Origin of the sequence: Actinomadura sp. 7K507, assembly GCF_004348425.1 — a bacterium.
Lineage (GTDB): Bacteria > Actinomycetota > Actinomycetes > Streptosporangiales > Streptosporangiaceae > Spirillospora.
Map to the genome: position 1 here is coordinate 20,518 of NZ_SMKK01000076.1, position 17,519 is coordinate 38,036.

Genomic DNA, 17,519 nt, shown 5'->3' on the forward strand with positions numbered 1-17,519 from the left:
GCCGTTCGGCCTGAAGGTGACGTACCGGCTTTGACCCGGCCGGCGATCGTGGCCCGAGTTGGCGCTGCTTGTGTTCCTGCGCGTCGACGCCGCAGGTTTCCCCGGTCGTCGCAGCGCAGGGGCGGCCGTGAGGGCCCTGGGACGGACGCGGGTGGGGACGAGGTCGCCTATGGTCGCCTTTCGCTTCGGCGTTCGCCTTCGGCCGGGCCGGTGCCGGAGAGCCTGGGGGCCCGGACCTGGGCGACCGGCGCGTCCAGCCGGGACCGCAATCGGGCATGGCGCTCCTCGGCCGCCGCCGCGTCGGGCAGCTCCAGTACCGCCGCGATCGCCGCCCAGTCCAGTCCCGCCTCGCGCACCGCGTCGATCAGCTCGGTTTCCAGCCGGTCCATATCCAGCCGCGCCGCCTGCAACACCACCAGCGCCGCACCCAGATCAGTGGACCCGGGTGGATCATCAGGGAGCCCGGCGCGGATCGCGGCGATCGTCTTGGCGATCGCGTCCACGTCCGGCAGCGGATACCCGTGCGTCTCCCACAACAGGGCCTCTACTCCCTTGCCGAACCGGCGGGTCAGATGCGCCCGCGCGGCATGCACCATCTCCGGTGACGGGACAGGAAGATCACCCATGCGTTCACAATAAACCTGATCAACCGCCCCGGACAGCCTCCGCCGCCGGTCGCGCCCGGCTCCTGGCGGTCAACCGCTTCTTCTCAAGAACGTGCGGCCCGCCGCACGATTCGGCGCTGTACCCGCCGTATGCCTACGGCCCGTAGGTCCCAGCTCGTACGCCCAGCCGGGGCCGCGAGCCGAGTCCCGCTGCCTCGCGCTTGGGTCTTCGGCGAGCGGCCGGGCCGACCTCGGTGCGGTCGCGGCCACGTCCATGCGCAGGTCAGTCTCCGTCCAGGAGTTCTCCGCAGACACCGAACTCATACAGGTCGCCCGACAGTTCGGCGCGTCGTTCGAATGCGCTGATGTCGCCTTGTGTCAGGGAGTCCCAGCACATGTCCTCGGTCAGGGTCAGTGCGCGGTGGGCTACGGAGCCCAGTTCCTCGGGGGCGTTGGTTTCGGTCTCTTGGCGTAGTCGGGCCACCTGCTGTGCACGTGCGGGATCGGGGGTGAGCTCCTGCAGTCGGCCCAGTAGCAGCGACAGGTCTCCGGCCAGGTAGTGCCGTGTCATGGCGCCCCCTCAGTACTCCCTACTCTTGGATCGTCTCGCCGACCGGCTCGGGGGTGGCAACTGTCGGGCCGTTCGGCAGATCCGTCGGCCGACCCGGCCGACGGCACGGCTCAGCTGGTCTGGGTGCCCTGCAGTTCGGCGAGCAGGCCGCTGCGGCCGTTCAGCAGCGCGGTGAGGACCCGCCGGGAGGCGTGCAGGAGGTCGGTGATGTCGGGGGCGCTCAGCTCATAGGTCACGCTGCCGTCCTCGCGGGTAGCGGTCACCAGGCCTGAGCGTCGCAGGACGGCGAGCTGGTGGGACAGGTTGGAGGCCTCCACCTCGACGTCGCGGCGGAGGTCACCGACCTGGCGGGGCCCGTCCAGAAGCAGTTCCAGGACCCGGATGCGGACCGGATGCGCCAGGGTCTTGAACAACTCGGCGTTGGCGTCGTCCACGCGAGCGGGCATTCAGTCCTGCCCGGAAGGGTGCGGAGGCTCCCCGGAGGTCCCGTCGTCCCGGTCGGGATCGAGGCGGACTCCGTGCACCGTGGCCTTGCGCAGCAGGTCCTCCAGTTCGGCCGAGTAGATGTCGATCTCGTAGTCGTTGTCGGCCTCTCGCGCGGCGCGCAGCAGTTCACGGGACCGCTGAACACGTCGGCGCAGGTTGCTGGCCAGGTCACCCACGGTTGCCTCTCCTTGCCTGTGGTGGCTCGCATAGCGGCGGTGTGGCCCGCTGGGGTGGGGAGCCGGCACACCCCAGCTCTAGAATGCCCTCTAGCGTACATTCTTAATTGAAGGACTATTCAAGTCGGTGATGGTGTGGTGCGGCGGATGGCCGGAGTGCTCCGGCGCAGCGGGCTGGTCGCTCATCCGCTGCGGCGTCCGGTGGACAGCGCTGAGGCGGCCCTCATGGTGGTGCTGGTGGTGGTCTTCGTCGTGGTCGGTGCGGCGGCCGCGGCCGCGGCCGGGACCGCTGTCTTTCGGGCCGGGGCACACGCTGAGAAGGCCCAGGCGGCCGAGCGGCAGCATCTGACAGCGATCGTCGAGGACCCGCGGCGGCACGGCGGCAGGCTGGTGGCGACCGCACGCTGGACCGGTCCGGACGGTTCGCAGCGGGCCGTGCGGGTGGCGGTGACCGGGCCCGGCCGCCCGGGCGCCCCGGTGCGGGTGTGGATCGATCAGAATGGGCGGGTGGTGGGCCCGCCGCGGTCACGTGCGCGGACGCTGAATCAGACCGGGGCGTGCTGCGTGGTCACCCTGGCGGGGATCGCGTTCGCGCTGTGGGAGGTCCGCCAGGCGGGGCGGCGGCGACTCGATCAGCACCGGTCGGCGCGCTGGGCCTCCCTGTGGGCCGGGGTCGAGCCCCACTGGTCGGGCCGGCGCTGAGGGTGGCCTGGCGGGCGCTATTGCGGGCGCGCGGACGGTGATCGCCGGGTGCCGGACAACGCGGCCTGGACGGCGTCATCGACGGTGGCGTACACCGGGACGAGGGCGTGGAGCTTGCTCGCGGCCATCAGGGTGGTGAGGTGCCTGGGGGGTGCCGCCAGCAGGACCTCGCCGCCGTGCCCGTGGGCGAGGTCGGCCGTCTCCATCAGCACCTGGAGGCCGGCCTGCCCCTCGAAACGCGCTTGGCACAGGTCGAAGACCAGGTGGTCCTTGCGGCGGCGCCGAACCCGCCGGATGTAGACGGCCAGCTCCTGGGCCTGCTCGGCATCGACTGCTCCCGACACGGTGAACACCGTGGCTCCGGCCGCCAGATGGCGATGCGACAACTGCGGAGCGTTCATCGCGGGCCTCCCGCCCCCTGCGGCGGCACACCACCGTCGGCCACGGACCGAACGGCCGCGATCAACCGCGCAACCGGCAGCATCCCTCTCCTCCGCGCCGCACGGAATCTGACCTGGGCGGGCGTTGCTGCTTGCCTACATTCCTATTTGCGTAATCCCTAAACTCCGGTTCGTCGCTGGATGCTCCGCCGTGCCCGGAATATTACCGGCCTCCCGGCGCGGCGTTACAGGTCGTTGCCGGCGTAGGAGAGGTTGAAGCTCTTGTTGACCAGGGGGAAGTCGGGGACGATCGCGCCCTTCAACGCGACCGGGACCGCCGGCCAGTTGAAGAACGAGGGGTCGACGACCTTGGTGCGGGTGAGGGTGCCGTCGGGAGCGAGTTCGACGCGGTGGACGATGGTGCCACGCCATCCTTCGACGATGCCGACGCCGGAGGCCGGCCCGACAGGCGGGGCCGCCGGCTGGGTGGCTGGTGGGACGAGCGGCGACCAGTAGGTGGCCGAGCCCGGGTTCATTGCGTAGACCAGGTCGGTGATGATCGCGATCGATGCGGTGATCTCGCGGGTGCGGATCTGGAAGCGGGCCAGCACGTCGCCTGTGTCGGCGGTCGGGATGGTCAGTGCGGGGCGCAGGTCGGTGAAGGGGTGGTCGCGGCGGGCGTCGGTGTCCAGGCCGCTGGCGCGGGCGACATACCCCAGGGCGCCCAGGTCGCGGGCGGCCTGCGCGCTCAGCGGGGCGGTTCCGGTGAAGCGGTCGGCGACCACGGTGTGGCCGAGCGCCAGTTCGGCGAGTTCGGCGATGTCGGTGCCGATGGATCGCAGCATCTGCGGGTCGGGGATCGCGCGCAGGGCGGCGCCGCCGAGCCGGACCCCGCCGCGCAGCAGCCGGTGCCCGGTGACGTGGGCGTTGAGGCGCAGCAGTTGCTCGCGGACGCGGCCGAACTGGGCGTTGAGGATCGAGTGGCCGGCGTCGTTGCACAGCGCGCCCAAGTCGGTGACGTGGTTGTAGAGGCGTTCGAGTTCCAGCAGGATCGCCCGGGCGCCTTGCGCGCCGGGGGCGACCTGCAGTCCGGTGGCCTCCTCGACGGCCAGGCAGAAGGCCAGGGTGTGGCCGACGGTGGTGTCGCCGCTGACGCGCTCGGCGAGGGGGAGCGCGTCGGCCGGGTGGCGGCCTTGGAAGAGCTTTTCGATGCCCCTGTGCACGAACCACAGGCGGGCCTTGAGTTTGAGGATGGTTTCTCCGACGACGGAGAACCGGAAGTGGCCGGGTTCGATGAGCCCGGCGTGCACGGGCCCGACCGCGATCTCGTAGACGCCGGGTCCTTGGACCTGGACGAACGGGTAGGGCCCTTCGGGGTCGCCGAACTGCGGGGGCGGTCCGGCGTCGTTGCGCATCGGGTACCAGCCGCGGGGCCAGTGGTGGTGGCGGACCAGCCGGCGCGGCAGCGGATGGTCCTGCGGGACGATGCCGTACAGGTCGTGCATCTCGCGTTCGAACCGGCCGGCGGGAAAGCTGATGCGGGCCAGGCTGGGCAGCGCCGGATCGTCGGGGTCGAGGGGGACGTGCAGTTCGGTGCGGCGATCGGTTCCGGCCTGGGTGAACAGGTACACCACGCGCAGGGCCTCGGCATCGTGGTGCGCCGCGGCCAGGGCCAGGCGGAACCCCTCCCCCAGCAGCGCCGCGGCCCGTCCCGGCAGCACACCGGCGTTGACCTCGGTTCCGGTGCGTTCGGGCCGGCCGGCGGGCAGAACGGCCGGCTGTTGGTCAGACCGGTCGGCGGGCCGGTCGTGCGAGTGGTCAGGTGAGCTCATCAGCGTGTTCCCAGGACTGCGGCCGCATGGTCCAGCAGAGTGTGCAAAGGCCCGAGGGTGACTCCGATCGCGGCGCATCCCGCCAGGCCCAGGATGAGGGCTGCCGCGCCCGCGCGGGGCGGGCGGACCGGGAAGGTGGCGGCGCCGGGGCCGGTCTGCGGCGCCCCGAGCAGCATCCCGGCCGTTCGGGCGGCGAGTGCGGCGGTGATGATCAGGAGCAGCAGCAGGGCGGCGCCGATGGCCCAGCCGAGCCCTTCGGCGAATCCGGCGCGGAAGATGCCGATCTCGCTGGCGAACAGGCCGAACGGGGGGAAGCCGAGCAGCGCCAGCACGGCCGCGCCGAACCCGGCGGCCACCAGCGGGGCGCGGGCGGTCAGGCCGCGCACGGCGTCGATCCGGCTGTCGCCGACGGCTTGGTGGATGTGCCCGGAGGCCAGGAAGGCGACCGATTTGGCCAGGCCGTGCCCGAGGATGTGCAGCAGCACGGCGGTGATCGCCAGGCGTGATCCGATCGCGGTGCCGAGCGCGAGCAGGCCCATGTGCTCCATGCTGGAATAGGCGAGCATCCGCTTGTAGTCGCGTTGGGCGAGCAGCAGCGCGGCGGAGATCGCGAGTGTGGACAGCGCGATGGTCAGCAGCAGTGCCTGGGCGAGCCCGGTGCCGAGCGCGATGTCTGTGATCGCCTTGACCCGCAGCACGGCGTAGAAGGCCACCGACAGCAGCACGCCGGACATGAGCGCCGACACCGGCGCGGGGGCCTGGCTGTGCGCGTCGGGCAGCCAGGCGTGCAGCGGCGCCAGGCCCGCCTTGGCGCCGAAACCGAGGATCAGCAGCGTGGCGGCGATGCGTGTCACGCCCGGGTCCAGGTGCCCGGCGTAGGCGGTGAGCTGCGTCCAGTCCAGCGATCCGGAGGAGGGGACGTGGGCGTGCCGGGCGGCGAAGTGCAGCAGCACGATGCCCAGGAACGCCACCGCGATGCCGGTCGAGCAGATCACCACATACTTCCAGGCGGCCTCGGTGGCGTTGCGGGTGCGGCGGTGGCCGACCAGGAACGCGGTGACGATGGTGGTGGCCTCGATCGCCACCCACAACATGCCCAGGCTGGCGGCCAGCACCGCCGCCGCCATCGCGGCGACGAAACCCTGGGTGAGGAGTCCGTAGCGGCGCATGTCGCGGGCGGTGGTGTGCCCGGCGGCCTGTTCGGCCGCCAGGTAGCCGGGGCTGGCGAGCATGGCCAGCAGCGCCACCGCGCCGATCACGATCAGCATGAACGCGCTGAGCGCGTCGGCCCGCAGCAGCCCGCCCAGACCGGTCCGCGGCCGGTCCACGGCCAGGGCGGCCAGCGCGACCGCCGAGCCCAGCAGCGCGGCTGCGGCTGCGGCGCCCAGCCAGGCGGTGGCGCGCCGCCACCCCAGGGCGGCGTAGCCGCCGGCCGCCAACACCGGCGCGGCGATCGGTGCGATCAACAGCAGGTCCATCAGTCCCGCAACTCCCGCAGGTCGTCCAGATCGGTGTCGCCGAACGCCGCCCGCATCCGGGCGGTCAGCACCTGCAGCACCAGCACCGCCAGCAGCACGTCCAGGGAGACGCCGAGTTCGACGATGAGCGGCACCCCGGAGGTGGTCAGGAACGCCACCGCGGTGATGCCGTTGTCGATCAGCAGGAACCCCACGACCTGCGACAGGGCGCGCCGCCGGGTGACCAGGACGAAGAACCCGATCAGCACCACGGTCAGCGCGACCGGTACCGCCTGCACCGCCGGGACGGGGTCCAGGGCCACCACCGGGCGGGACACGGCGTAGGCCAGCAGGGCCAGCAGGGCGGCGATCACCAGTGAGGCGGCCACGTTCACCCGCGGGTCGGTCTCCCGGCCGCCGCCCCCCGCGGCCATGGCGCGCCGCAGCAGCCAGGGCAGCGCCACCGCCCGCAGCAGCCCGAGGCCGGCCGCCAGCGCGATCACCTCCGCTTCTCCTTCGTGGACGCCCAGCACGGCGACCAGGAAGGCCAGCGCCGCGCCCTGGAGGGCGAACAGCCGCACGATCGCGGCCAGGTCGCGGCGCCACAGCACCAGCACCCCGGCCAGCAGGAACGCGCCGCAGGCCAGGTCCAGCAACTGCACGTACAGGGTGTGGTTCACGGGGCCGCCAGGAAGAAGGAGGCGGCGACGGCCAGCAGCGCCAGCACGAACGAGCCGGCCAGCAGTTCAGGGACGCGGAACATGCGCAGCTTGGCCATGAACACCTCGCCGGCGGCCAGCGCGCCGCCCAGCACGACCACCTTGGCCGCGTACGCCGCCACCGCCAGCGGCAGCATCGCCAGCGAGGCGCCGGCGATGCCCCAGGGCGCGAACAGGTTGGCCACCAGGCCGAGCAGCAGCGTCAGCCGCATCGCCGACGCCCACTCCACCAGCGCCAGGTCCGGGCCGGTGTACTCCAGCACCATCGCCTCGTGGATCATCGTCAGTTCCAGGTGCGTGGAGGGGTTGTCGACCGGGATCCGCCCGGTCTCGGCGATGGTCACCACCACCAGCGCGACCGCGGCCAGCACGCTCACCGGTGAGACCACGTGCTGCGGCTCGTTCAGGGCCGAGGTGACGATGGCGCCCAGGTTGGTGGACCCCACCCGGACCGACAGCGCGAAGACCGACACCAGGATGGTGGGCTCCACCAGCGCCATCACCGTCATCTCGCGGCTGGCGCCCATGCCGCCGAACGCGGTGCCGGTGTCCAGCCCGGCCAGCGCGAGCGCGACCGTGCCCAGCGCCAGCAGCGCGGTCACCGCGAACAGGTCCGCGGCGCCGTCCAGCGGCGAGGCCGTGGTGGCGATCGGGATCACGGCGGCGATCACCAGCGCGGTGCCCGCCAGCAGCAGCGGCGCGATCCGGAAGATCGGGCCGGTGCCGTCCGGGGTGATCGGCTCCTTGCGGACGAGCTTGCGCAGGTCCCGCCAAGGCTGCAGTACACCGGCCCCGGCGCGTCCCTCCAGCCGGGCCCTGGTCTGCCGCATCACCCCTACCAGCAGCGGCGCCCCGGCCCCTACCAGGATCACCTGGGTGCCGGCCGCCACGGTCCCTGCGACTGTGGTGCTCATCGCCACACCGCCAGTGCGATCAGCACGCCGGTGAAGGCGTAGAACCCGTACCCGACGTAGCGGTGCACGCTGCCGTTGGCCAGCGGCCGCGCCGCCCGCCCGGTCCAGGCCACCGCGGCCAGCACCGGCCGGTACAGCCGATGCTCGATCCGATCACCCACCCGGGCCCGATAGGTCACGCTGTCCACCAGGTACGCCGACTCGGCCACCGGCGTGACGTCCAGGTCGGTCTCCGGCGCCAGCACATCGTCGAACACCCGCTGCAACGGCTCGGCGAACGAAGTCGCGGTGTACTCCATCCGTGCCGACATCGGCCCGGCACCGCAGTCCCACAGCCGCGCCCGCCGCCGTGCCCGCCCGGACGCGACCGCGCGCAGCACGGCGATCAGCCCGACCACCGCGGCCAGCACGGCGGCGGCGATCACGATCGGGGACATGGTGCTCGGCAGTCCGGCCAGATGCAGCGTTGCCGGGCCGGTCACGGCCTGCGGGCCGGGCGCCGCCACGGCGACCGCGCGTGACAGCCCCTCCGCCGCCCATCCGGGGGCCAGCGCGAGGCCGACGCAGCACACCGCGGCGGCCGCCATCCCGATCAGCATCGTCGCAGGGCTCTCATGGGCCTGCTCGGCGGCGCGGGTTCGTGGCCGAGCCAGGAACCCCACCCCGAACGCCTTGACGAACGCGGCGATCGCCAAGCCCGCCGACAGCGCCACCACCGCCACCGCCAGCGGCATCGCCACCGCCGCGACCGTCCCGCCCGACGGCAGCGCGTGGATCAGGCTCTGCAGCAGCAGCCACTCGCTGACGAACCCGTTGCCCAGCGGCAGCGCCGACGCCATCAGAGCCCCGATACCGAACAACGCGGTCGTGGCCGGCATCGACGACCGCAACCCGCCCAACTCGTCCAGATCCCGGCTTCCGGTGGCGTGCAGCACCGACCCCGCCGACAAGAACAGCAGCGACTTGAACCCCGCGTGATTGACCACATGCAGCAACGCGGCGGTCATCGCCAGCGCCGCCAGCACCCCCTCGCCCCAGGCGGCGAAAAGCCCGCACGCCCCCACACCCATCAGCACCAAGCCCATGTTCTCGCAGGTCGAATACGCCAGCAGACGCTTCACATCGGTCGCCACCACGGCCTGCAAGATCCCGTACAGCGCCGACACCGCGCCCGCACCCAGCACCAGCAGCCACCACCACACCGGTCCACCACCCAGCAGGTCGAACCCCACCCGCACGATCCCGTACACGCCCAGATTCACCATCGCCGCGCTCATCAGCGCCGACACATGGCTGGGCGCCTCGGGATGAGCACGCGGCAGCCACACGTGCAACGGCACGATGCCCGCCTTGGACGCGAACCCGGCGAACGTCGCCACGAACACCGCACCGCGCACCGCCGGCGACAGCCCGTCGGAGGCCGCACGCAGCCGCTCGAACGACTCACCGTGCGCCGCCGCGGCGAACCCGGCCAGCCCAGCCAGGATGACCACCAGCCCCAGATGCGTCATCACCGCGTACCACAACCCGGCCTCGGCCACCGCGACCCGCCGCCGATGCTCGGCCACCACCAGCAGCAGCGAGGTCAGCGCCATCAACTCCCACGCCACCAGGAACGTGCTCACGCTGGCCGCCGCCGGCACCAGCAGCATCGCCGCCACGAACAACGGCACCATCGCCTGAGGCGCCCGGCCCTCCAGGCCGGGCGCGTCAGAACCGCAACCATCGGTACCAGCCTCGCCGAGCCCATCAGGCCCGTCAGGCCCGGGACGGGCATAACCCACCCCGTACACCGCGGCGCACACCGCCACCGCACCCGTGACCGCCAGGAAAACCCCGCTCAGTGGATCGACCGCCAGCCCGACCCCGGCCAGCGGCAGCAGGTCCGGCAGCCACACCTCCCAGGCGTGGCCGGCCATCGCCGCCACCCCGGCGACCACCGCCGCCGCCCCGGCGGCGGCGGTCCCCAGTCCCGCCGCGATGCGGCGGGCTCGCCGCGGCAGCATCGTCCCTGCCGCCGCGGCGAGCAGACTCAGCCCCAGTCCCGCCGACAGCGCGGCACCCGTCAGGCTCATCGGCCGGTGAGCCCCCGCAGCGCGGCCACGATCGCCTCCGGCTCCGGCGGGCACCCCGGCACCTCAACATCCACCGGCACCACGTCACCCACCGCCCCGGCCACACCGTAGGCCTCGGCGAACACCCCGCAATTGCGGGCGCAGTCCCCCACCGCCACCACGACCTTCGGCTCGGGGATGGCCTCATAGGTCCGCCGCAGCGCCACCTGCATGTTCCGGGTCACCGGGCCGGTCACCAGCAGCGCATCGGCATGCCGCGGCGAGGCCACCTGCCGCACCCCGTAGCGCTCGGCGTCATACACCGGCCCGAACGCCGATGCGATCTCCACCTCGCACCCGTTGCACGACCCCGCATCCACATGCCGGACCTGCACCGACCCCCCGAACCCGCGAGCGCACGCCGGCGGCGCACCCTCACGGCGGTCAGGCGGCGGCTCGGCGACCCGGCCGACCTGACGAATCTTGCGCAGCAGACCTTTCACCACGCTCCTCACTGCGAGATCCCAAACGGCATCAACCCGCAGGAAGGCTACTGTCCTGCGCAATTGCCAACGTTAGCAACTGCCCAAAACGCTGAAGCGGGTGGGTCCGCGAACCGCGAACCTTGCGGGGGCGCGGCCGCCCCGCGAGGGGGATGGAGTCCCAGACGAGACGGCCGCCGCTCGGCGTTCCAGAGAGGGGCGTTCGGGAGTGCGGCGTTCTAGGGGTGCTTGCGGCCCTCGGCGGCGACGCCCGCGGCCCGTAGATCGTCCAGCAGCTCCGCCTGCCCCGACAGCACCCCGGTCAAGATCGTCCGAGCGACCGCCAGCAGGTCCGCCACACGCGGACTGGTCAGCGAGTAGATCACCGTCGCCCCCTCCTTGCGGGCCACCACCAGCCCCGCGCGGCGCAGCACCGCCAGCTGCTGAGACAGGTGCGCCGGCTCGATCCCCACCTCGGGAAGCATCTCGGCCACCGCATGGTCACGCTCGCTCAGCAGCTCCAGCACCCGGATCCGGGCCGGATGCCCCAGCGTCTTGAAGAACTCCGCCTTCAACTGGTACAACGGCGCGCTCACGATGCCCGATCCTCCTTCATCGCTCCTGAGCCGACAGCCATCACCGAACACCTTGCGACGGCGGCCCACGCGCTCCACCTCGCCAGCCCCAGCGGTTGCCCCGCCATGCCTCGTCCAGGCAGAGCCGCAGGGCGGCGGAGGCGCCGGACGCCCGTCCAGGTGACTACATCGGCAATTGCTAATATTAGCAAGTAACCTGGAATGCGTTCCAAGACCCAGCAGCCGAGGATCGCGACGTTCCACCCGGTGGACTCGGCAGCCCCCGAGCGAGAGCCGCCAAAGGCCACATCCACCAAGAACCACGCACCGCGATCACATCAACCGAGAATATCGGAAGAATCGCGCGGGACCGGAGGACACCGCCGCCAGAGCAGACCGCGCCGAACCCGAACGTCGAGGCTGCAGGCAGGAGGCACATGCGAACGCCGATTCACACAACACACGCCCAGCACGGGATCACCATCGTCATGGTCGGCCGGGTCCTGGACCCCGAACACTGTCCCGCCTGCCAGGAAACGATCAAGACAGTTCGAGCAGAGATCAACGCCGCACAACACGAAGCCGGCCACCGCACGCTGGTGCTTGACCTCAGCAACATGCCCGAAATCCGCCCCGAAGGGGCACACCTGTTGTGCCAGGCCCGGAACCGGGCCGAAGACCAGGGCACCACCGTGGTACTGGCCGGACTGCGTCACCGGCCGATGGCAAGGTTGCGCCTCTACGGAGTCGCCCGTTTCTTCCCCTACTTCGACAGCGTCGAGAACGCGGTCGCAACGCTCACCGATGACTCCAGCCAGGAGCCCGCTTAACGTTAGAGGCCGGTGCTTTCTTTGTCGCAAATGGGGGAGCGCAGGTGGTGGGGCCGTCCGGCTCTCGGGCATGCGACTGGGAGGCCGATCAGGCGCGTTGACGGAATCGACCCGAGCGATCACTCATTGTTGTATTTGTAGTGGGTGGTCTCCGCAGGCGGGGTTGGTCCGGTCGGCTTGGTGCCGTCGGACAGGTGCCATTGGACGGCTCTGTTGTCGGCTCGGTATGTCATCGCCGACCGGGATCGGCACGCTGTGCGGCTGATGGCGGGGTGGGCGGGCAGGTGGACCGCGACGTGGCGGGTGGACGGCGGCGAGTTGGTCACACCGGCGCGTGATCTGGGCTCGGTCCCGGTGGCCTGTTGCGCGCCGGTGCGGCTGTTCTCGTGGCGGACCACTCAGCGGCACCGTCCGGGGCTGGAGTTCTTGGTCGGCACCGGGCGACACCACGGGTTTGAGAGCATCGCCGAGCAGCGGCTGCTGCTGATGCTGGACTTCGCCGGCGCGGTGTCGGATGTGTTGTCTCAGCCGCTGCGGCTGCGGTTTGAGACGCTGCAAGGCTGGCGGACGCATGTCCCCGACTTCCTCGTAGTGACGCCGCACGGCACCTGGCTGATCGACGTACGGCCGGGTGAGCGGATCGGTGACGACGATCGGGTCACGTTCGCGGCCACCGCGGAAGCGGCGCTGGCGTGCGGGTGGCGGTACGAGGTGGTGACCGGGTGGGGCCGGGAGGCGCTGAGCACGGTGGAGGCGCTGTCTGCCCGGCGTCGTGCGCTGACCGATCCGCTGCGGGTGCAACCCGGACTCCTGGAGGCGGTGTCACGGCGATCGCTGCCATTCGCCGAACTAGTGGGGGCTGCGGCGTATCCGGCGGTGGCCCGCGCGCATCTGCTGCACCTGATCTGGCATCGCCGGCTGGGGATTGATCTGAGCGGGCCGCTGACCGATCGGACGCTGGTGTGGGCCCCCTATGGCAGGGACCGGTGATGAGTGCATTCGAGGTTGGTGAGCTGTCCTCAGGGACCCGGTTGGTGCTCGACGGGACCGAAGGGTCGGTGGAGTTGTGCGAGCCGCAACTGGGACGCGTCTGGTTGGTCGGGACCGATGGCCGACGCCGGTCGGTCACGATCGGGGAACTGATCCAGCATCACCGGCATTGTCGGTCGCCGACCACCGGTGATGTGCCGTCCCGGGATCGGGGGCGGCAGCCGGTCGGGCTGGAGGACCTCACGGCTCATCAGCGGGAGCTGGTGGCGATGCGGTATGCCCACGTGATGGAGGCCGAGACCGGCTACCGTAGCGGCGACCCGCGTACCGCGCGCCCCGGGGAACCCAGACCCGGTTACGACCCCGCTGTGACCACCGTGACGGCCCGGCGGGAGGCCAAGGTCGCAGAGATCAAGGCGATGCCCGCCGAGCAGGCGCGGATGCTAGGGCTGGAGCAGGTCAGCGTCCGCTCGCTGAAGCGGTGGGCCGCTGCCTGCCGCCGCTGGGGCCCGGCCGGATGTATCAAAGGCCAGTGGATACGCCGCGGTGGCGAGCGCCCGAGCATCACCGAGCCGATCCGGGAAGCCATCGTCGCCGTCCGTGCCGAGACGCTGCATCGGTCACGAGTCAGCATGAAGTCCCGGGAAAGACTGATCCATCAGTACGTCCGGGAACGGTTCGGTGCTGAAGTCGCAGTTCCCTCCTACACGACGCTGCGCACGGTCTGGCGGGAGTGGTTCGGCTCTGGTGGGTCTCGGCAGCGCTACGCCCGCAGTGCCGCGGCGTTGAGCTCGGCTGCCGAACCGGTGGTGGTGCATCGACCGGGGCAGGTGGTGGCATTGGACACCACCGAACTGGCGGTGCTGGCGCGCGAGAACGTCTTCGGCGAGCCGTCGGCGGTGAGGCTGATGTTGGCGCTGGACGTCTACACCCATTCGCTGGTGGCGTTCCGGCTCACGCTGGTGTCGGACACGGCGGTGGACGTGGCGATGCTGCTGCGCGATGTGATGATGCCGTTGCCGATGCGTGAGGACTGGAGCGAGGATCTGGAGTGGCCTTATCCGGGGCTGCCGGCCGCGGTGGTGGCCGAGTTCGCCGGGCATCGTGTCGCGGGGCTGCCGTTCTTCGCTCCCGAAACCGTCACGACCGATCACGGAGCGGTCTATAAGAACCATCACCTGGTCGAGGTGCAGCGGGTGATCGGAGCCAACATCCTGCCCGCGCGGGTGCTGCGGCCAACCGACAAGCACGCGGTTGAACGGGCCTTCGCGGCGATCCAGTCGCTGCTGCTGGAACTGCTCCCGGGTTACCGCGGAGTGGACGTCGCCGACCGGGGCGCCGACCCGCAGGACGACGCGGTCTTGACGGTGACCGAACTGGAGCACCTGATCGCGACCTGGATCGTGTCGATCTGGCAGAACCGCGCGCTCGGCGGGCATGCCCCCGCCTGGGACCCCGGCGGCCGGCATAGCCCCAACTCGTTGTTCGCTGCGGCGATGAGCCAGGGCGGCTTCGCGATGCAGATCCCTTCCCCAGAGCTGTACTACCAGTTGCTGCCCAGCCATCACGTGAAGATCCATGGGCGCCGCGGGGTGAAGATCCGCGGACTTTGGTACGACGGAGATGCCCTGGACGACTACCGGGACGGCCCCTCGAACCGGGGCGGTGCGCACAAGGGCAAATGGGTGATCCGCCGGGACCCCAGAGACCGTCGCTTCACCTACTTCCAAGATCCCCTCACTCACCAGTGGCGCACACTTCGATGGACCGGCCTGGCGCCCGAAGGGGAGGTCCCGGCGTTCGGTGATGCCCGAGTCGCCGAGTTGCTGCGCGTGGTCAAGCACAGCGGGCTGGCGCCCAGGTCGGATGCTGAGCTGCTGCCGCTGCTGTTGGATCTGCTCGGTGGCCGTACTCCGGTCGACGCCTGGCCGACTCAGATGCCCAAGGCCAAACGCATCGAACATGCCCGGGAGGACCTGCAGGGACGCGCGGCCGGAGCAGACCGGCCCCACGCGGCCACCCTTGGTGAGCCGCAAGTGGCGGCCCAGGCCGGGACGGACACGGTGGTGCCGTTGCGGCGCCCGGAACGTGCGCGCCAGGTCGTCGACGCCGTTGACGAGGAGCGACGGCGACGCCGCGAGCAAGTCATGGGCGACCGGACGATCACCCCGCCGCCTCGGCTCGGAGAAGCGCTCCGGCGCAACAGTCTCTTCCTTCTTCCCGACGACGATTCCGAAGAACCCGCTGGTGGCGAGCCGGTGAAGACCGAGCCGGCGGAGGACGCCCGGTGATGGCACCCCACCGTTCAGGCGCTCATGACGATGGGGAGAACGCGGCATCTGCGGGGCCGGTGACGTCGTTTCTGCCGCCTGGCGCCGTGATCGACCGGGAGAGCGTCGAAGGCTGGGCACGGTGGCGGCTGATGCGGCACTCCTTCATCCCGGCGCCCCGGCTGAGCCTGGCTGAGTTCCGGGCGATGAGCCCCCGCAAGAGGCACCTGCACGAGCTGCACCGGCTGGCCACCCACGCCAATCTCGCCGTCCAGGAAACGCCGATGAGCGCGATGGCGTCACGGCTGATGACCGCCCGGATCCGGAGCAACGCCCTCAAGCACAAGCCGACCACCCGGGCCGGGCTGATGATCAATGGCGGTGGCTACCAGGGCAAGACCGAGACGGTCTGCGAGACCGCGGCGACGTTCGAGGACCAATGGCTGGAGCTGCACCATCAGCTCAACCCGGAGGCCCTGCCGGGCACGCGGGACCTGCACGCTCCGGTCGCCTACGTCCAGACCCCGGTGACCTCGACCCCCAAGAGCACCTGCGCGGCGGTGCTGGACTTCTACGGCGAATCGTATCGGGGCATGACCCTGCCGCAGCTGGTCCGCACCGTGAAGAGCGCGCTGCACGACCACGGCACCAAGGTGCTCATCTTGGACGACATCACCCGGCTGAAGATGCACCGTGAGGCCGACCAGGATGTTCTGGACCTGATCCGCAGTCTGATGAGCATGTCGGTCACGCTGATCCTGGTCGGCGTCGGAATCCCGCAGTCCGGGCTACTGCGCGAAGCCCGCTACGACCCCCGCATCGGCCAGTGGGTGTTCGGCCATGCCACGGGACGAAGCGCGCACGTCAACGAGGCTGCCGCCACCCAGACCGAACGGCGGTTCGACCTGATCGAACTTGGCCCCTTCCGCTACGACACCGCCCCCGAGATCGACGCGTGGATCAATCACCTCGCCGGAATCGAGGACCAACTGCGGTTGCTGCGCTCAGAGCCCGGCATGCTGTCCACCGGACAGATGCCCGAATACCTGTTCCGCCGCACCGGCGGCATCGTCGGGCTACTGGAACGCCTCATCGAGGACGGGTGCGGCGAAGCGATCGACACCGGAGCCGAACGTCTCACCGTCTCTGTTCTCGATGGCGTCGCGATCAGCCTGGACAACCTCCCCCATCGTGACCCGGCCGCAGGGGAAGTCCCCGTCGTCCCCCGCGCCGCCGCCAGCTCGCCGCAAAAGTCGGGGAACGCGCGCCCTGCCCGCCGGCCGCGCAATACCGTGTTCGACGATCCCGGCGCAGCCCCGGACGCCGTCAGCCCATGACCGAGATGAGCATCCGGCGGCTGCCCCGCAGCCTGGCCCCGCTCCCGGACGAGGAACTGACGGGCTATCTGCTTCGGCTGGGACACCGCCTGGAGCAGCCACCCGCGCTGATCGCCACGCGCACCGGGCTGGCCGACCAGGGCGGCCGGATCCCCTCACGGTTCTTGCTGAAGCTCGAACCTGAACGGGCCGCCCGCTTCGCCCACGCCTGCCGACTCACGCAACAAGAGACCGACGGACTCTGCCTGGCCAGCTTCGCCGAACGCTACCCGCCCCTCGACCTGACCATCTCCGAACACAAACTCGGCATCTTCTTGCAGCAGACCCAGCAGGTCCCTGCGCTGCAGCGCTGGGTGTTCACCCAGCACACGCGATACTGCCCTCATTGCCTGGCCGGTGACGACGGCTCCACCCGGCACCTCTACAACGGAACCTGGAAAAAGACCTGGCGGCTGCCGTTGGTTTCCGCTTGTCCCATCCACAACCGCTTGCTTGTCGCCCGCTGCCCAGAATGCGGTCAACCGGCTCACGCCGGGCCGCGCGCCGCCGGGCTCATCCCGCAGTCAAATGAACTTCTCCACCCGGCGCAATGCCGCGCCCCGTCAAAAGGAACTGAACCCGACCGACGAAAGCTCCGGCAGCCGTGCGGCCACCGGCTCGACACCGCCGACGACGAGCCCAGGGACACCACGACCATCCAGCACGTGCTGGACCTCCAGCAACGGCTGCTCGCCCTTCTGCAGCCCGATGCACCCGAAACCGTGTCCAGCATCGGAGACCAGACGCGGGCCTCCCGCTACTTCCTGGATCTGCGACTGGCATGTTTCCTGATCAGTTACACCTGGCCACAGGCGCGCCGCCTGGACAGCCCGCCGCCGCTGATCGACAACCTCGACGATCACCTGCAGCGACAGCACAGCCTCATCCGCGCTCTCAAGGCCAAGGGCAAGCGGCCCCGTTCGGCCACGATCTTCAGCAGCCCGCCCGCAGCCCCAGCAGCCTGCAGCGCCCTGTGACAGCGGCCGTGACAAGCTCCCCGTAGGCGGCCAGATACCGCCTCACTGATGGCCAGGAAGTTCCCCGTGGACGGCCAGATATCTCCCCGCTTGATCGTGATCGTTCCCGGTCGGCGAGAGTCG

The 17,519-nt window shown here is 70.7% G+C and carries 18 protein-coding genes; 6 read left to right on the forward strand and 12 right to left on the reverse strand.

What is annotated here, in order from left to right; genetic code table 11:
* Positions 1-167 precede the first annotated feature (167 nt).
* The 4 genes from E1285_RS18780 to E1285_RS18795 all read right to left on the reverse strand — a co-directional run bounded on the left by E1285_RS18780 (position 168) and on the right by E1285_RS18795 (position 1,838).
* A complete protein-coding gene (locus E1285_RS18780) occupies positions 168-626 on the reverse strand; it encodes a hypothetical protein (protein ID WP_132153787.1) in 459 nt (152 codons plus the stop codon).
* A 262-nt stretch (positions 627-888) separates the two neighbouring features.
* Entirely contained in the window at positions 889-1,176 is a 288-nt protein-coding gene (locus E1285_RS18785) for a hypothetical protein (protein ID WP_132153789.1), read from the reverse strand.
* 110 nt (positions 1,177-1,286) lie between these two features.
* The gene (locus E1285_RS18790) at positions 1,287-1,622 is read right to left on the reverse strand and encodes a metalloregulator ArsR/SmtB family transcription factor (protein WP_132153791.1); all 336 of its coding nucleotides are present in this window, start codon (positions 1,620-1,622) and stop codon (positions 1,287-1,289) included.
* A complete protein-coding gene (locus tag E1285_RS18795) occupies positions 1,623-1,838 on the reverse strand; it encodes a hypothetical protein (RefSeq protein WP_132153793.1) in 216 nt (71 codons plus the stop codon).
* Between the two features lie 147 nt (positions 1,839-1,985).
* Here E1285_RS18795 and E1285_RS18800 point away from each other — a divergent pair, with 147 nt between their 5' ends.
* Positions 1,986-2,540 carry a hypothetical protein gene (locus E1285_RS18800; protein ID WP_132153795.1) on the forward strand — a complete coding sequence of 185 codons (555 nt, stop codon included), beginning with the start codon at positions 1,986-1,988 and terminating at the stop codon, positions 2,538-2,540.
* A gap of 17 nt (positions 2,541-2,557) precedes the next feature.
* On the opposite strand, the gene E1285_RS18805 is transcribed toward E1285_RS18800, so the two are convergent.
* From E1285_RS18805 to E1285_RS18840, 8 genes are all read right to left on the reverse strand, one after another.
* On the reverse strand, positions 2,558-2,941 hold the full coding sequence (locus E1285_RS18805; protein ID WP_132153797.1) for an STAS domain-containing protein: 384 nt from the start codon (positions 2,939-2,941) through the stop codon (positions 2,558-2,560).
* A 224-nt stretch (positions 2,942-3,165) separates the two neighbouring features.
* Positions 3,166-4,752 carry an NADH-quinone oxidoreductase subunit C gene (locus E1285_RS18810; RefSeq protein ID WP_132153799.1) on the reverse strand — a complete coding sequence of 529 codons (1,587 nt, stop codon included), beginning with the start codon at positions 4,750-4,752 and terminating at the stop codon, positions 3,166-3,168.
* Positions 4,752-6,230 (reverse strand): proton-conducting transporter membrane subunit, encoded by a 1,479-nt coding sequence (locus tag E1285_RS18815; RefSeq protein ID WP_132153801.1) that lies wholly within the window; start codon positions 6,228-6,230, stop codon positions 4,752-4,754. The genes E1285_RS18810 and E1285_RS18815 overlap by 1 nt, the downstream gene beginning before the upstream one ends.
* Positions 6,230-6,889 (reverse strand): hypothetical protein, encoded by a 660-nt coding sequence (locus E1285_RS18820; protein WP_132153803.1) that lies wholly within the window; start codon positions 6,887-6,889, stop codon positions 6,230-6,232. Before E1285_RS18820 ends, E1285_RS18815 begins: the two co-directional genes overlap by 1 nt.
* The gene (locus E1285_RS18825; protein ID WP_132153805.1) at positions 6,886-7,842 is read right to left on the reverse strand and encodes an NADH-quinone oxidoreductase subunit H; all 957 of its coding nucleotides are present in this window, start codon (positions 7,840-7,842) and stop codon (positions 6,886-6,888) included. Before E1285_RS18825 ends, E1285_RS18820 begins: the two co-directional genes overlap by 4 nt.
* Positions 7,839-9,917 carry a proton-conducting transporter membrane subunit gene (locus E1285_RS18830; RefSeq protein WP_132153807.1) on the reverse strand — a complete coding sequence of 693 codons (2,079 nt, stop codon included), beginning with the start codon at positions 9,915-9,917 and terminating at the stop codon, positions 7,839-7,841. Before E1285_RS18830 ends, E1285_RS18825 begins: the two co-directional genes overlap by 4 nt.
* Entirely contained in the window at positions 9,914-10,399 is a 486-nt protein-coding gene (gene nuoB / locus E1285_RS18835) for an NADH-quinone oxidoreductase subunit NuoB (RefSeq protein WP_132153809.1), read from the reverse strand. Before nuoB ends, E1285_RS18830 begins: the two co-directional genes overlap by 4 nt.
* A 218-nt stretch (positions 10,400-10,617) precedes the next feature.
* The gene (locus E1285_RS18840; RefSeq protein WP_132153811.1) at positions 10,618-10,974 is read right to left on the reverse strand and encodes a metalloregulator ArsR/SmtB family transcription factor; all 357 of its coding nucleotides are present in this window, start codon (positions 10,972-10,974) and stop codon (positions 10,618-10,620) included.
* Positions 10,975-11,390: 416 nt separating this feature from the next.
* Here E1285_RS18840 and E1285_RS18845 point away from each other — a divergent pair, with 416 nt between their 5' ends.
* The 5 genes from E1285_RS18845 (at position 11,391) to E1285_RS18865 (ending at position 17,396) form a co-directional block, all read left to right on the forward strand.
* Positions 11,391-11,783 (forward strand): STAS domain-containing protein, encoded by a 393-nt coding sequence (locus E1285_RS18845; RefSeq protein WP_132153813.1) that lies wholly within the window; start codon positions 11,391-11,393, stop codon positions 11,781-11,783.
* A 303-nt stretch (positions 11,784-12,086) separates the two neighbouring features.
* A complete protein-coding gene (locus tag E1285_RS18850; RefSeq protein ID WP_243722892.1) occupies positions 12,087-12,773 on the forward strand; it encodes a TnsA-like heteromeric transposase endonuclease subunit in 687 nt (228 codons plus the stop codon).
* Positions 12,773-15,064, forward strand: a complete 2,292-nt coding sequence (locus E1285_RS18855; protein ID WP_132153815.1) for a transposase — start codon at positions 12,773-12,775, stop codon at positions 15,062-15,064. Before E1285_RS18850 ends, E1285_RS18855 begins: the two co-directional genes overlap by 1 nt.
* A gap of 287 nt (positions 15,065-15,351) precedes the next feature.
* Complete coding sequence (locus E1285_RS18860; RefSeq protein WP_243722893.1) at positions 15,352-16,380, forward strand: AAA family ATPase; 1,029 nt, start codon at positions 15,352-15,354, stop codon at positions 16,378-16,380.
* Positions 16,377-17,396 carry a TniQ family protein gene (locus E1285_RS18865; RefSeq protein ID WP_132153819.1) on the forward strand — a complete coding sequence of 340 codons (1,020 nt, stop codon included), beginning with the start codon at positions 16,377-16,379 and terminating at the stop codon, positions 17,394-17,396. Before E1285_RS18860 ends, E1285_RS18865 begins: the two co-directional genes overlap by 4 nt.
* Positions 17,397-17,519 lie beyond the last annotated feature (123 nt).